Raw genomic sequence first — 14,057 nt, 5'->3', positions numbered from 1 at the left:
GCAATGTCTACGAATGTCTCGCATGTGAGTGAAGTACACATAAAAAATCCGTGTAGTAAGTTCACAAAGCCGCTAGGATCTGGCCTCGACCGATCGCCTGTCCCCCCACGTCGAGGAGCCCCCCATGACCCCCACCCCCGGCCCGTACGGGCCTGCCGCCCCTTACGGCCCGCCCCCGCAGCGCCGTGGATCGGGAGCGGGCAAGGGCTGCCTGATCGCGATCGGAGTCCTGGTCGGATTGTTCGTGGTGGCAGGCGGCTGTGCGGCGATCATCGGCACGGCGTCCAAGACCCCAGCCTCGCCGTCCACGCCCACGGAGGCCGGTGGCGACGGAGCTGGCACGCACTCGCCGGGCACGGCGGCCACTGCAGCCAAGAAGGTCATGAACGGCATCGGCAGGGAGTACCGCGACGGCAAGTTCGCCTTCACCGTCACCAAGGTGAAGAAGGGAGTCCGGCGCGTCGGTGACCAGTACTTCGGCCGGACCGCGCAAGGCCAGTACGTGCTGGTCTACGTCACCGTGCGCAACATCGGGAAGGAGGCCCGGACCTTCGACAACTCCAACCAGAAACTGGCGGACGTCCAAGGCCGTGACTTCGACTCCGACACCGAGGCCACCATCGCCATGGGCGACGAGTCCAACGCCTTCCTCAAGGACATCAACCCCGGCAACGGTGTCAAAGGCGTGCTCATCTTCGACGTCCCCAAGGGTGTGCAGCTCAAGTCACTCAAGCTGCACGACTCGATGTTCTCCGGAGGCGTTACCATCCCCCTGCCCGGCTGATCCGTAAGCCGTACGTGTTTCGGAGCGAAGATGACGCGTAGACGTGTAGTGCTCACGGGGAACGCCGGCTGGACGACACGGGCCGCGACGAACAGTTCGCGTTACGTTTGGGGTGGTGGTGCCCCAGATCCAAGTGATCCCAGCAGGCGCAATGATCCGAAGACGCCCGTGGTCAATGCCCTCAACCAGAAGCAACTGGAAAAGAAGCGGGTGCGGCTCCTCTTTCTGCTGGCCAGTATGAGAGCCGCCCGGGAGAGCAATGATCATGCGGCGATATCGCCGCTCTGGGGCCAGGCGAAGAAAGCCCTCAAGGAGCTCTACGGCACGAAGGCCAATCAGTTGGGCATCTACAAGGACATGGAGTCTCACTACACCTGGGCTCGAAGCCTACTGAACGCGAAGGAGAGAGCCCGCAAGGACAGCGTATCCTTCGGCACAGCCGGTCCGAGTACGGTGCGTGCGCTGCCGGGCCTCGCCACGGTGCGGACCCAACTTTGTATCCACCATGGAGCGATCGACCGGTGCGTTCGCTGTCTCCCGCCGGTCACCTGAGCTTCCTCGTCCATCAATATCCGGACTGAGCACACTGCCATCACAGCGGCCGTCTGACCATCGGTCAGCGACTGCCGAGTGATCCGTCCGAGCAGGGCGTTCGAGCGTACTGATGGTCGCTTCGGGTACCGGCTATTCGGTCTCCGTCTACAGTGGCAGCCGTGGATCAGGTCAAAGTCGTCGTGAGAAAGCTGCCGGACTCGGGTGGACGGGTGCGCACCGGAATACTCCTGGCGAAACAGGGGTCAGCGATGACGGTCCGCTGGGACGATGACGGGACCGAAGAAGAGGTCGTCTTCAGTGCTACGACGAGGTTCGCACCACAAGGGAGCCTGCTCCATCAGGCTCTGGTGGACATAGCCGCTTTCACCGCCCGGCTCGAGGCTGATCCGGTCACTGTCGTCGCATCGCTGCTGTCCGAACACAAGTCGGCTCTGACCACCACCGAGATCAAGCAGAAGTTCATGGACCTCGGGGTGGCACGAGAGGTCGTAGACAGGGTTTGGAAGCAGGCGCAGAAGAAGCTGGTCGAGCACGACGGCATTCGCTCTACCGGCAGGATGACCTACAAGTGGACCAGAGCCAAAGCCGAGACCCCTACCCAGGCCGAAGGCCCGGGCGACTCGGACACCGAGGTTGCGAGTGAACCCGCCCCGGTCAAGGACTTGAGTGCCAGGCCCGTGCCGGGCGCCGCTCCGGCTGAGGTCGTCGATGTCGCCGGGGAGGCGGTCGGCGTCGCCGGCGCACCCGACGGGACTGCTGAGCCCGTCGACGCGTCCGGCGAATCGGCTGAGGCGCAGACCACGCCCGGCGCGGTGTCGTTGGCCGAGGCGTTCGCTGCGGCGCTCACCGATGAGCCGGTGCCGACCGCCTTGCACTACGGGCAGCAACCATTGGCCACCGCGGCTCGGTTGGGCAGTCGATTGGATGATGCCGGGGTCGATCGTCTGCTGACCTCGGTCTGCGATGAGGAGCGAGCACAAGCTCACGCTCTGCTACTCGCATTGCCGCGACCCGCCGAGCCGATCGACGCCGCTCAACAGCAGTCCGCGGTCGACCTCACATCGATCCAAGCCGTCCTGGCGGCGGCCGCCGCGGAACTCCGTGGGCGTTCGCCATCCGGTCCTGGGCTGAAGTCCGCCGCCAGTGGGCTGCTCCGGCGAGTCGTCGACTGGCCCCTGGAAGCGCAGGCCCTACCGGCGCTCATCGAATTGACCGCCACCGCCACCGCCACCGCCACTGAGCCGGGCAAGGACGAGCTCGAGATTCTCGAAAGCGTCACACAGATCCTCCACCGGCGGTTGCCGGTGATGAAGCCGGACGAGCGCAAAGCAGTCGCCCCTGAGCTGGTCGCTCGTATCGCAGCAAAGCTCCCGTTGACCCGGCGGGGTGGCAGAGCAGCGTTGCTGTCGGCGGTCAGTGGTGTCTGGCCCGAGCGTATCGCCGATGAGATTTGGTGGCGTGAGGTGAGCCTGACGGAGCTGACCGACTGCGCGTCCGGGGTCCTTGGTCGCGTCACCGCACGGCAGGAGGTGGCCGAACGTGTCATCGCCCCGCTCATGGCCCGGGAGTTGTCCAAGGTGACCAGTCGTACACGGCTGTCCGGCCTGCTCGCCCTGCCGCAGGAGTTCGTGGAGTACCTACCGGCGCAGGGGATCGCCAACGCATTCCAGCGGGTGGCCGGCAACGACCCGGTCGTCGACTCATGGGTCCGGGCGCTGGCGAGAGAGGGCCGAATGGCCCGGTTGGAAGCCGACGTGGAGCAGGCTCAGGCCGAGAGGCGTCAGGCGGACGAGCGGGCCGAGCGTGCAGAAGCCAGAAGCCGCGAGCTTACCGCCCGGTCCGAGCGCCTCGAGAATCTCTTGCAACAGCAGCATGAGCGGTCCGTCGGAGTGCGCGCCTCCCAGGAACGCCAGCTCCAAATCGACGTCCTCCGCAGCATGGCCGATCTTGCAGCAGAGGTGGAGGAACTCACCGCCAGCAAAGTCACCCCGGAAGTTTTGATTGAGCGCGTTCATGCAATGTTGTCCGATCAGGGCCTCGAGGTGGTCGGCGAAGTCGGTGCGGAAGCGCCTTTTGATCCTGGGTCTCACGAGCCTCTGATCGGGGCGCCAACGGCGGGCGAGCCCATAACCGTCTTGCGCCCCGGATGCCTCTGGCGGTCAGGGAGCGAAGATGTCCTGCTCTCCCGGGCGCTGGTGAGCCCACCCCAATAATGATCAACGAGTCTCCAATGCACTTTCGATCGTAATTCCTTGATGCCAGAAATTGTCCGACCTCTGCTCTACCCTCGGCTCTACTGGTCCCCCCGGCTTCGGGCTGTGAGCCCGTTGGTCGGTGTTAGAGGAGGTCGGATGGCTGGCGTGGTCGAGCGAGCGGTCGGAATCGATTTCGGTACGTCCACTTCACTGCTCGCAGAACGCAGCGGCCTACTACCAGTGGATATCGCCCCACTGGGCAGCAGTACACGTTGGTTTCCGTCACTAGCCGGATACCAGGACGGCCAGTTGCTGGTCGGTGAGGAAGCAGAGCGGCTACCAGTGGCCCAGATCATCCGTTCGATCAAACGTGCGATAACTACCGATTCCGACTTCGTGGAAACCACCGACATCCATGGGGTGCACCGAGTCGATGCCGATCAGGTAATCGTGACGCTGCTCAAGGAAATCGTCCGACGGGCCGAGGCGCAAGGTCGGCCCTTGAACATGCAGGAGGAGGTGCGTCTTGGCTGTCCCGCGATGTGGGAAGGCAAGCAAAGGCGTCGGCTGCTCAGGCTCGCCGAACAGGCAGGTCTGCCGGTAGCCCACTCCATGCTGATCGACGAGCCCATCGCGGCCGGGGTCGCTTGGGTGACGCACCGGTTCCTTGCCCACCGTGAAGCGCCAGATGGACGTTTGCTGGTCTTCGACATGGGCGGCGGCACCCTGGACATCGCCGTTCTCGATGTCCTCGGAGGGCCACAGCCCGAAATCTCCGTGCTGTCGGCGCTCGGCAGGCGGCTGGCCGGTGACGAACTGGACGCCGCGATCGCCCGGGAAATCATCGATGAACTGGCCGGACAGGGCTTCGATCTTGCAGGACTTCCCGAAGCCAAGACCGCTGAGGCGGTGGTACTTCGAGAGGCCCGCGAGGCCAAGATCCGGCTGTCCACGCAGATGCAACATCGGATCGTCTTCCGTGGGCTAGGCAGAGCCCAACTGCCTACCCTCACCTACACCAGAGAGCGACTGGAGGAGTGTTTCCGGCCGCAGATGGATCTGGCCACCGAACTCGTCTGGGCAGCGGTACGGGCCGCCAAACTTACCGAAACAGGCAGTTATGCCCCCGATGTTCTTCGTGCCATGGATCCTGGCAGGCTCAGTAAGGACATCAAGTACGTCTTTCTGGCAGGTGGGATGAGCCGCATCCCCTATGTGGAACGGCGTATCGGGGAGCTGTTCCCCCGTGCGTTGATCTACGACAATGCCGGCGTGGCCTCGGATGAAGCCATCGTCGCCGGGCTGGCCGACACGGCCGGGTATGACAAGGTCAACCTGCACCGCCCCGGGTTCGACTTCGTCCTGGAGTACACCGACCACGGACAGCGGCACAGCCACACGATCTATCCCGCCTACACCCCGCTCTATACTCCGGCAGAGGCTTACACCAGGTCAGCGCTTGGTTTCGAATGGCGGGGCAGGGACTTCCCCGGCCCGCGTCAGGGGGAAGGCGTACTGCGGGTCCGTGCGGTATCCGGGGAGTATCTCCGTCTGAGGTACGACGGTGAGGTCAATGACGGGATCAAGCTACGGCTGGGTCACAACCTGCTGTTCAAGATCAGCTGCGATGGTCGCATCGTCATCAGTGATGCGACGCACCAGCCTAAGATCATGCGAGTAGAGCAGTGGCCGGTGATCCGCGGGCACGGCCATGCCGAGCTGGTGCTCAAGAGAGTCGCCAATACGGCGCGCCTACCGGCTACCTCCTGGTACCTGGAGAAGGAGTACGCCCCTCCGGGGATATGAGGATGATGGCGACAGCGGAGAGCGCGATTCCGAGTCGCCGACGCGAGGCCAGTTCTTCCCGGAGCTGTCTGCGGTCCTCGCGAAGATTGCGGATGCGCCCCTCATGCAGGCGGATGATGCTGCCATCCTTACCCTCCGACTGGAGTCGTTCGATCAACTCCTGGGTCTTGCGGAGCTGGATGTCGAGCGAGCTCTCGCGAGCACGGATACGTCCCTCGACCAGCGCCTCGTTCTCCTGAGCCCGGGATCGCTCGGTCAGTACCCGGCGGGCGGACACTTGCTCCTGTGCACTCCGCCAGGTCCGTTCGAGCTCCGCCGGGCTCTCCGAGGGGCCGTCACCCAGGGTGCCCTCGGCCAGTGCGGTCAGGAGAAGGTCGCCCACCTCCGCATCCTCCTCCTGCGTACTGAGGTCGATGGCGGTCGCCCACAGCTCGACCAGCGGACGCAGACCCGAGGTCTCCGCAAGGTCGATCCGCACCAGGTAGCAGTGCCCATCAGGTATGCCGGGAACGGTGACCGAACCGAAGCGCGGGAGTGCCAGGTCCTCCTCGGCCAGAACCTCCAGGGCCAGCTTGACCAGCGGATGCCGAGCGGAGAGCAGTTCCATGGGCTCCCTACTCGCCTGCTCTGGCCGGAAGGTGCACGGTATGGGAGCGCCGTCGTACAGCTGGCTGACCAGCTTGGAGATGGTGTATCGGCTGCCGTCTCCGCCGAGCTGGCTGTGGCGTAGCCGTGTCGCGAGGTCTTTCGCCCCTACGAGTTCGAAGACTCCGGCGCGTTTGGGCCGCAAACGTCCGCCGTGGCGTTGGAAGAGCTCATCCAACATGCGCCGTATCTCGGCCTGGCCGATGAAGCGACCGCCAGCCGGGCCCTCCTCGCTGAGCCCTTCGATCAGCAGGCTGTCGATGCCGGACAGATATGCCTGGGTGGCACGCAACTCTTCGGTGTCGTGAGCACGCTGCTCCAGCGCGACCGCGATCCGTTCGACCTCTCGATCCCGCCCAGCGGCATCGAGCCGGGGATCGAGAATCTGCTTGGGGATGTTCTCCAGTTCGCCGCGCAGGATCGGTTCGAGCTCACCGACCGAACCCTGGAACACGCCGATGCGGTCGTAGAGCCGCTGGAAGATGTCGGTCTCAATCGTGCCGGGGACGTGCATGTTGTAGATGAAGATCTTTTCGTGTTGCTGGCCGAACCGGTCAAGCCGGCCTATCCGCTGCTCCACCCGCATCGGGTTCCACGGCAGGTCATAGTTGACAAGGACATTGCAGAACTCGAAATCCAGACCCTCAGAACCGACTTCGCTCAGCAGCAGCAGTTCGAAGCTCCCGGCACGAAAGTCCTGCATGATCTCTTGGCGTTCGGGCGGTGGCACCGATCCGTCCATCACCCGTACGCTGAAGTGCTCACGCAGCCGACCCGCCAGGTAGGCGAGCGTGCCGCGGAAGAAAGAGAAGATCATCACCTGTCGCAGCCCCGCATCCCTAACGTCGCGCAGCTCGGCTAGCAGCCGGTCGTACTTCGTGTCGACCGTCACCGGACTGATCAGTGCCCGCAGCCTCTGAAGGTCGTCCGGGATCCCTTCTCCCCTGTCGTCGAAATCATCGACTTCTGCCCGGAAGAGACCCGGCTCCTTTGTTCGCAGCGCAGCTTGGGAAGCGGGTATACAACTTGCCGCGAGCCTCAACGGCATCTGCATCGCGAATCCCGGCGGAGTCCCCATCTCCCGGGCACGGCGCATGTACCAGTTGAAGAGACCGTCGTAGTAGGACCGCTCCTCGGGCGTCCAGGCGACATCGATGGCGTGCGGCTCACGGACCGCCTTCTGATCCGGCACCTCCGCCTTGCGGGTCCGGGTCAGTACTCCGCTCAACACGTTCAGATCCGTAAGCCACCGTCTGGCACGGGCTACCTCATCGTGCTGCAGCGGACGGTCCGCGTTCAGCAGTTCCCGCAACAGCCCGAAATCCGGACGATCTACGACCGTGGCACCGAACCGGCTGTCGGCCAGTCCGTCGAGTTTGGTCAGAAGTTTTCGTGGCTCAAGGCGCCCAGCCCCCGCGAGCGAGCGCGCGACCTCGTTGAGAACGCGATTGGGTTCGAGCTGCTGCTCGAAGACGACTCGGTCGCTGAAGCTCTCCTCGTCCAGCAAGCTCATGAGATTGAACAGATCGTCATTGCCCAGGTTGAGCGGGGTCGCCGAGAGCAGCAGAAGGTAGTCGGCCAGGTCCGCCAGCAGGCGGCCGAGGGCATGCGACTTACTCTCCCTGTTTCGCATGCTGTGCGCTTCGTCGACGATGACCAGGTCGAACCGGGGGCGGAGGTCCAACAGCCGTTCCAGGACACCATCGGCGATCCTCAACGACTCCAGGGAGATGATGCCGGTGAACTTCGTTTCGTCTCCCCGCTCTAGGCCTTCGGCGAGGTTGTCCAGATCGACCGGCCGCACCACCGTCGCGTCGCGGTCGAAGCGAATAGCCATCTCGGCCTTCCACTTCAGCGTCAGTGCTGCCGGTGCGACGATGAGAACCCGCTGAAGGCGGAGCCGCTGCTCGAGTTCGCTCCAAATGAGGCCAGCTTCGATCGTCTTTCCCAGACCGACCTCGTCGGCGATCAGCAACCGTCCGGATGAGCCGTTGAGCAGCTTGAGGACAGGCTTGAACTGATAGGCGCGGAAGAGCGTCTTGCTGGAGGCGAAGGAGTACAGCGTGTCGGTCAGCGGATGCTGCAACTTCGTCCAGGTGAGGGTGAGAGCAGTCCCCGGCGCGCCGGCCGGCGGTTGCATCATCCAGAACGCCGGGTCACCCGGGTTCCCGTCCACCCGGGTGAGATTCTGCTCGCTGATCTGCTTGACGACCCCACGCAGTTCGACTTCGTACTGATAACTCCCAAGTACGGTGGAGACGCTCTTCACCTGGCCGACGATGCCAGAGTCTTGGGCACGCACCATGTCACCAGGACTGAATCGAGAGCTGCCAAGAAAGGGGTCTGCCTTTTCCCGCTGCTCCAGGTAAATCGCTTCTGCATGCACCATGTGGTTGTCGTCATCGGTCGACCGCCTGCGCCCCGTCTCCGCAACGATCGGCTCGCGTCCGCCGATCAAGATCAGGACATGCCAGCTTTCATCGATCCAGAATGCATAGCCGCCACTTCGAAGGATTTTGGCCAGACCGCTGGGCGGCTTCTCACGCACATCGGTGGCGATCGCTCTGACACGGTCACGCTCGCTGTCGGGAAGCTTGCCGATGACCAGGCACGTGCTCGGATGCAGATCTGTCATCCATGCGTAGGACTGCCCGGGTGGTTCGTAGCGTAGATCGTAAGCGCGCATCAGAGCCCTCTCGATGGGCATCCCAGGGTCACATGGTCCGCCATATGTCGACATCCTGACACTCGGCAGCCAGGTGCGCGCGTCGATCACCCCGGCCAATGTGGGGGACCGAGTGGGCAAGATGGAGCCGACAACTGCGAGAGCTCATTCATGGCAATCCTCAGTGCCACGAGATACGAGTCTCAGAGTCTGGGTCCGGCGCTCGGTTCGAGTCGTGTGCCCTGCGTGCACGAGTCACGCCTCTCGGTCATCCTGGCGAGCGTGAGTCGCTACTCCCTCAAGCCCCACCAGGTCGATCTCCTGAAGCGGATCGTCGATGGCACTGATCCCGTGACCTCGAAAGAGCCGAGGCTCGCCAACTCGGTCTATGCGTTGCGTGGGCGTGGATACGTCACCACGCCGCGCAAGGACGGCGTCTGGACGGCCGTGATCACCGATGTCGGTCACTACTACCTGGAACATGGCCGTCATCCAAAGGACAGAGTCCCGCGGCAGCCCTCCCCGAAGGAGCGGCCCTCCCGAAAAGAGAAGCCAGCGAAGCTCGTGATCACCGTAGAGGAACTGGTGGTCCAGGTGGAGATGGCCGGAGGGACGTTGAAGCTGACCGATCCGGACAAGCCGACCCGGAGGGCTCTACGAAAAGCGGTCTCCGTGGCTCTGACGAACCCGGAAAAGCTTCCCGAAGGACATCGGCTCGATGCCTACATCCCGTACACCGGCGACGTGTGGGTCTCGCTGCGAGATTCGGCTGCTGTGGAAGGTGTTCCAACAACCGGACCGGAAAGGCCTGTGGAGCTGCCGCTGGTCCCGGTACCTACGCGTTTGACCAATCCCCACCCTCTCGTCGCGGCAACTCGAGACAGGTTCTCCAGAGCAATCCGACGCCATGACAAACGCGACTCCCGAATGGACAATCGCAACCAAACCGGTGTCGTGCATATGAAGGTGTCCAAGGAGGCTCTTCCCCGAGCATTGCGGCTGGCCCAGGCGCTGTTCACTGAGGCAGAACGACGGGGGTACCGGGTAGCCCAGGGTAGCGACTCGCGTCACCGCTACAGCGGGGGTGCATGCATCGTGATCCAAGGACATGCGTACGAGTTGTCGTTCTGGGAAGAGACCGATTCTGTACCGCACCGTGCGACCGCGGCTGAGCTGAAGAAGGCCGAACGAGGGGCCTGGTACCAGGTGCCCCGAAGCGACAGTGTTGCTTCGGGGCGCCTACAGATCCGCCACGGCGACCCGTGCGACACCAGGTACTTATTCGCCGACCGCAGGCGGTGGAAGCTGGAGGACGAGCTCGCGGATGTTCTCGCTCAATTCGAGCAGAAGGCCGAGGAGGCTGAGCAGCACCGCTTGGAGCGGGCGCGGAAGGGGGAGGAGCAGCGCCAGCGGTGGGAGGGGGCGATGAGGGGGGCCAAAGAGCAGTTCGGCCACGCCCATCTCGTGAAGGTACTGAGCGGGCAGATCAAGCGGATGGGGTTGGCCGACGACATCAGGCGCTACGTGGCCAGGATCAGGGACCATGCGTCGGAGACTCGGACGCAGCTCTCGGAGGAGAGCGAAAGGTGGCTCACTTGGGCGGAGACCTATGCGACCGCGGTAGATCCGACCCGTACCTTGCCTCGATTCCCGGAGGTCCCTGAACCCAAGGCCGATGACCTGAGACCGTACCTGGGTGGGTGGAGCCCTCACGGTCCTCCTGCCTATTGGTGAACCGCCGGGCCTGCGCGCACGAGGCGGTTAATCGCAATGTTTACGCTGCCAAAGTTGATCTTTATCCATAGAGCGCTGCGGAGTAGCCAGGAGTCAGGTTCTTCGTCGTCCAGGCGATCAACATTGATCTACGCAGACCGGTGTGGCGGGAGGCCAGGCCGCCCGGCCTCCCGCCGTTCGGTTAGCTTCCCGCCTCCAGTCGTTCCTGGGCCTCCGGCTGGCCGGCGCCCAGTAGCTGCAGCAGGTCTGCGGTCGGTACTCGGTAGAGGTGACCGATGCGGACGACGCGGCAGGGGAACACGTCACGTTTCGCCAGGTCGTAGGCGTGCGAGCGGGACAGCCCCAGAGCGCGGGCTGCCGTGACGATGTCGACGACGGAGGGCAGGTGGGTCAGGTCGCTGAACTTGAGGGTTTCCATGGGCTGCCTCCAGGCAGTGGTGGGTCAACGGTCTGGGTTGGCGCCGGGCCGGGTGGCACCGGCGTATTCGGCCTCTCTGGTGGGGTCTCCGGTGAATGGGGATATGCGGACGTGGTCGCCGGTGTGGGGGGCGTGGATCATCCGGCCGTCGCCGAAGTAGAGGGCGACGTGGTGGATGGTGGCGGGCTTGCTGGGGTTGGTGGCGAAGAACAGCAGGTCGCCGGGCCGCAGTTGGTCGCGCGGGACGTGGGGGCCGTTGTTGTACTGGGCGGCGGCGATGCGGTCGAGGTGGATGCCGGCTTGGGCCCAGGCGTATTGGGCGAGGCCGGAGCAGTCGAAGCCTTTGGTGCCAGCTCCCCTGCCGCTTCCGTAGGTGGGTCCGTTGGGTCCGCCGCCGCCCCAGGAGTAGGGGGTACCGAGCCAGCGGAGTGCCGCTTGTACGGCGACGCCGCCTTGCCCGGAGGCGACGCGGACGGCGTAGTGCGTGGCGTGCTTCAACACCAAGTCGACGTACCAGCCAGCGTGGTTGTAGGCGAACAGCGCCCGGCGGATACCGGCGTCGGTGCCGTCGTGGGCGCCTGAATGGCACAGGTAGTTCGCTGCCCCGTAGATGGCGTCGGCCGGGTCGTAGGCGTTCTTGCTGCCATCGCCGTCAGCATCGACGCCGTACTGGGCCCAGGTGGGGGCGAGGAACTGCATCGGCCCCTGGGCCCCAGCGGAGTTGGTGCCGGACTGAACGCCTGGCGCGTGGCTGCGGCCGTGGTCGGATTCGGTTTTGCCGATGCCGGCCAGGATCGCCCAGGGCAGGCCGGGGCAGGTGCGTGCGGCGGCGGTGTACCAGCGTAGGTAGTCGGTGGGGATGTCCTTGCCTGCGTAGGCGGTGGGTGCGCCGTCGAGACCGGTGCCGGTGGCTGAGGTGTCGCCGGGGTGGATGACGACGAGGACGGCGAGCAGCAGTGGTAACCCGAACACCAGGGCGCCGGCACCAACGGCGGCCTTCAGCACGTTGCCGCGCCCGTTCCGACACGCCCGTGCCGTTCATGACATCGACTCGTTTCAGAGCCGTGCCGAGGCGGTGCTGGCGGTGGGACTCGCCACCCGTGGGGCTCAGTCGGTGGAACCCGCCTGTTGGTGGGCTTGGCGTTGGGCACGGAAGCCCGCGCCCTTGCGGCCCTGATCGGTGTCGTGGTGGTCGTGGTCATTGGCTCGGCCCCCGGGTTCGTGGTGGGGCTGCCGCAGTACCTCCTTGACGGCGGTCCAGGAGTACCGGAAGTCCTTGCCGGTCTTGAGCGCCGGGAGCTGTCCCGCGTTGGCCATCCGGCGGATGGTCTGCGGGGACAGCCCGAGCTTGGTCGCGAGTTCGGCGGTGGTGAGTACGTCGGGATCGCGGCCGGGCGGCGGCTGGTTCGGCTCGTTCATGGGTCGGCTCCTTCGTGTTGGGGACGGCGGTCAGTCTTCCGGTTCATGTCTGCGGCAGCACGCTCTGTTGATACCTAGCGTTCCGAGAAACGCTTTGGTGATGCTTGCGCTCCATCACTATGCCACTTACGGTGATGACCTCGCCACTCGGGGCAGTGATTCGGGGGTTACAGGGTGCGTCTACGACAACTACGACCAGATCAGGCACCGGCCACAGCAGAAGGTCCGGCGGATAGAGAGTTACGCGAGGTGGTGGTCGCCGGCGCGCATGGTGGCGCGGGGACCACGACGCTCTCCGCGCTGCTGGGTGCGGCCTGGGACATGGGGTCGGTACTGGATCCGGATCCGGCGTATGCGCCGGTGCGGGCGCACGGTCGGCCGCTGATCGTGGTATGCCGCAACTCGGTGCCTGCGGCGCGGCACGCCACCCGTGCGGTCACCGCTCTGCATGCCTGCGGGGAGCGGATCAGCGCGCTGGCCATCGTCAGTGACGGCGCCGGAGGCGAGCCGGCTGATGCGAGTACTCGGTTCGCGCTGCTGGAGGGCCGGGTGGGCGGCACGGTACGGATCCCGTTCGTACCCGCACTGCGCCTGGTCGATGACCCGAACGGTGTGGCGCTGCCCGGCAGGGCCCGACGAGCCCTGGCCAACCTCACGGACCTCATCACCAACCAACCGCAGGCACCGAAAGGGCCGCTGTCCATCACTACTACGCAGGAGGCTCCGTGCCCATTCTGACCAGCATCACCGACCACGCCGTCCACCTGCTTCCCGCTTGGTTCGACGCCCATGGAGGACATCCGCAGGCAGCGCCCAGTGCCACTCCGGCGGTCAACATTTTGAATCCGCCGCCACAGGCGCCTCCGGAGTTGGAGGGGAAGATGAACACGCTGCTGGGGTGGGGCAAGTGGGGCGTGATGGTGTGCGGTATCGCCGGGCTGTTCATCTGCGCCGGGCAGATGGCCATCGGCCGTAAGAACCGCTCGACCTTCGCCGCCGACGGAGCCACCGGGGTGCCCTGGGTGCTCGGCGGGCTGAGCCTGGTCGCGACCGCTTCGGCGATCGTGGGGGTGTTCTTCAAATGAGCATCACCCGTACAACCGCACGGACAACCAACGGGCGCAGGCGCCGCAACGTCACCCACGTCGCCATCGCGACCATCGTCACCGGCACCCTGCTGTATGCCTCCCTGCATCACGACCTCACAGACAGACCCCCCAAAGAGCCGGTGCCGGCGGCGTTAGCCACGCCGGTGACCGCGACGGATCCGGCCCCGGACATAGACCTCGCCGCCGTGACGTGGGCCGACTACTCAGGCCTGGTACGTCTTCCGACGTCGGCGACCGATGGTCCCCGCGATCCGAGCAACGGGCTGGCGCGTGGTTTTGCCCGTACGCCGCTGGGTGCGTTGCTGGCAGCGATGAACATCGCCGAGCGCGCCAACGCGGTGTGGGGGCCGGCGGTGTTCGAGGCGACCATCAAGCACCAGGTGATCGGTGGTGACGCCGACGCCATGCTGGCCGGGACGCGGGAGCAGTACGAGGACCTGCGCCAGGAAGCGGCCGTCGATGAAGGGGCGCCGCTGGGGCGGCCGGTGGCGCAGATCGAGGCGTACCGGTGGCAGGGGTACACGCCCGCCGAGGCGACGGTGGACATGGTCACCGCCCGGCGCGGCGACGACGACCTGACCTACCGGATGGCCACCCGAATCCAGGTGCGCTGGGAGGACAACGACTGGCGAGTGCTCGCTCCGCCCGGCGGAGCCTGGGCATCATCGGCCACCCGGGTCGACCCGACCGACGGCTACACCATCTTTCCGGGCCGGAGGTGAAGGGG

General features: G+C 65.1%; 12 protein-coding genes. 8 read left to right on the top strand and 4 right to left on the bottom strand.

The window, feature by feature from the left end; translation table 11 throughout:
• Nucleotides 1–124 precede the first annotated feature (124 nt).
• The 4 genes from ACRYCC_RS27245 (at nucleotide 125) to ACRYCC_RS27230 (ending at nucleotide 5,340) form a co-directional block, all read left to right on the top strand.
• Nucleotides 125–784 (top strand): DUF4352 domain-containing protein, encoded by a 660-nt coding sequence (locus ACRYCC_RS27245; RefSeq protein ID WP_433816540.1) that lies wholly within the window; start codon nucleotides 125–127, stop codon nucleotides 782–784.
• 168 nt (nucleotides 785–952) lie between these two features.
• Nucleotides 953–1,336, top strand: coding sequence for a hypothetical protein (locus ACRYCC_RS27240; RefSeq protein ID WP_433816539.1), 384 nt, complete (start codon nucleotides 953–955; stop codon nucleotides 1,334–1,336).
• Between the two features lie 161 nt (nucleotides 1,337–1,497).
• Complete coding sequence (locus tag ACRYCC_RS27235; RefSeq protein WP_433816538.1) at nucleotides 1,498–3,552, top strand: hypothetical protein; 2,055 nt, start codon at nucleotides 1,498–1,500, stop codon at nucleotides 3,550–3,552.
• 138 nt (nucleotides 3,553–3,690) lie between these two features.
• Nucleotides 3,691–5,340 (top strand): Hsp70 family protein, encoded by a 1,650-nt coding sequence (locus ACRYCC_RS27230; protein WP_433816537.1) that lies wholly within the window; start codon nucleotides 3,691–3,693, stop codon nucleotides 5,338–5,340.
• Here the strand turns inward: ACRYCC_RS27230 and ACRYCC_RS27225 are convergent.
• Nucleotides 5,294–8,620 (bottom strand): helicase-related protein, encoded by a 3,327-nt coding sequence (locus ACRYCC_RS27225; protein WP_433816536.1) that lies wholly within the window; start codon nucleotides 8,618–8,620, stop codon nucleotides 5,294–5,296. The two genes, ACRYCC_RS27230 and ACRYCC_RS27225, sit on opposite strands and share 47 nt — an antisense overlap.
• A 312-nt stretch (nucleotides 8,621–8,932) precedes the next feature.
• On the opposite strand from ACRYCC_RS27225, the gene ACRYCC_RS27220 reads away from it, so the two are divergent.
• Entirely contained in the window at nucleotides 8,933–10,384 is a 1,452-nt protein-coding gene (locus ACRYCC_RS27220; RefSeq protein WP_433816535.1) for a hypothetical protein, read from the top strand.
• A gap of 181 nt (nucleotides 10,385–10,565) precedes the next feature.
• On the opposite strand, the gene ACRYCC_RS27215 is transcribed toward ACRYCC_RS27220, so the two are convergent.
• The 3 genes from ACRYCC_RS27215 to ACRYCC_RS27205 all read right to left on the bottom strand — a co-directional run bounded on the left by ACRYCC_RS27215 (nucleotide 10,566) and on the right by ACRYCC_RS27205 (nucleotide 12,221).
• On the bottom strand, nucleotides 10,566–10,802 hold the full coding sequence (locus ACRYCC_RS27215) for a helix-turn-helix domain-containing protein (protein ID WP_433816534.1): 237 nt from the start codon (nucleotides 10,800–10,802) through the stop codon (nucleotides 10,566–10,568).
• Nucleotides 10,803–10,826: 24 nt separating this feature from the next.
• Entirely contained in the window at nucleotides 10,827–11,807 is a 981-nt protein-coding gene (locus ACRYCC_RS27210; RefSeq protein ID WP_433816533.1) for a C40 family peptidase, read from the bottom strand.
• A gap of 102 nt (nucleotides 11,808–11,909) precedes the next feature.
• The gene (locus tag ACRYCC_RS27205; protein ID WP_433816532.1) at nucleotides 11,910–12,221 is read right to left on the bottom strand and encodes a helix-turn-helix domain-containing protein; all 312 of its coding nucleotides are present in this window, start codon (nucleotides 12,219–12,221) and stop codon (nucleotides 11,910–11,912) included.
• A gap of 249 nt (nucleotides 12,222–12,470) precedes the next feature.
• On the opposite strand from ACRYCC_RS27205, the gene ACRYCC_RS27200 reads away from it, so the two are divergent.
• The 3 genes from ACRYCC_RS27200 to ACRYCC_RS27190 are packed head-to-tail and all read left to right on the top strand — an operon-like array spanning nucleotide 12,471 to nucleotide 14,052.
• Nucleotides 12,471–12,959 (top strand): hypothetical protein, encoded by a 489-nt coding sequence (locus ACRYCC_RS27200; protein ID WP_433816531.1) that lies wholly within the window; start codon nucleotides 12,471–12,473, stop codon nucleotides 12,957–12,959.
• Nucleotides 12,947–13,306: a hypothetical protein gene (locus ACRYCC_RS27195; RefSeq protein WP_433816530.1), complete on the top strand. Its 360-nt coding sequence runs from the start codon at nucleotides 12,947–12,949 to the stop codon at nucleotides 13,304–13,306. The genes ACRYCC_RS27200 and ACRYCC_RS27195 overlap by 13 nt, the downstream gene beginning before the upstream one ends.
• Complete coding sequence (locus ACRYCC_RS27190; RefSeq protein WP_433816529.1) at nucleotides 13,303–14,052, top strand: DUF8175 domain-containg protein; 750 nt, start codon at nucleotides 13,303–13,305, stop codon at nucleotides 14,050–14,052. The genes ACRYCC_RS27195 and ACRYCC_RS27190 overlap by 4 nt, the downstream gene beginning before the upstream one ends.
• Nucleotides 14,053–14,057 lie beyond the last annotated feature (5 nt).

This window comes from Actinomadura scrupuli (assembly GCF_050971785.1).
GTDB lineage: Bacteria > Actinomycetota > Actinomycetes > Streptosporangiales > Streptosporangiaceae > Actinomadura_E > Actinomadura_E scrupuli.
This window is presented reverse-complemented; position numbering and strand designations above follow the sequence as displayed.

Bases quoted from the DNA above. Each gene is read 5' to 3' on its own strand.
- ACRYCC_RS27245 (WP_433816540.1), top strand. From the start codon at position 125: ATGACCCCCACCCCCGGCCCGTACGGGCCTGCCGCCCCTTACGGCCCG.
- ACRYCC_RS27230 (WP_433816537.1), top strand. From the start codon at position 3,691: ATGGCTGGCGTGGTCGAGCGAGCGGTCGGAATCGATTTCGGTACGTCC.
- ACRYCC_RS27225 (WP_433816536.1), bottom strand. From the start codon at position 8,620: ATGACAGATCTGCATCCGAGCACGTGCCTGGTCATCGGCAAGCTTCCC.
- ACRYCC_RS27215 (WP_433816534.1), bottom strand. From the start codon at position 10,802: ATGGAAACCCTCAAGTTCAGCGACCTGACCCACCTGCCCTCCGTCGTC.
- ACRYCC_RS27205 (WP_433816532.1), bottom strand. From the start codon at position 12,221: ATGAACGAGCCGAACCAGCCGCCGCCCGGCCGCGATCCCGACGTACTC.
- ACRYCC_RS27190 (WP_433816529.1), top strand. From the start codon at position 13,303: ATGAGCATCACCCGTACAACCGCACGGACAACCAACGGGCGCAGGCGC.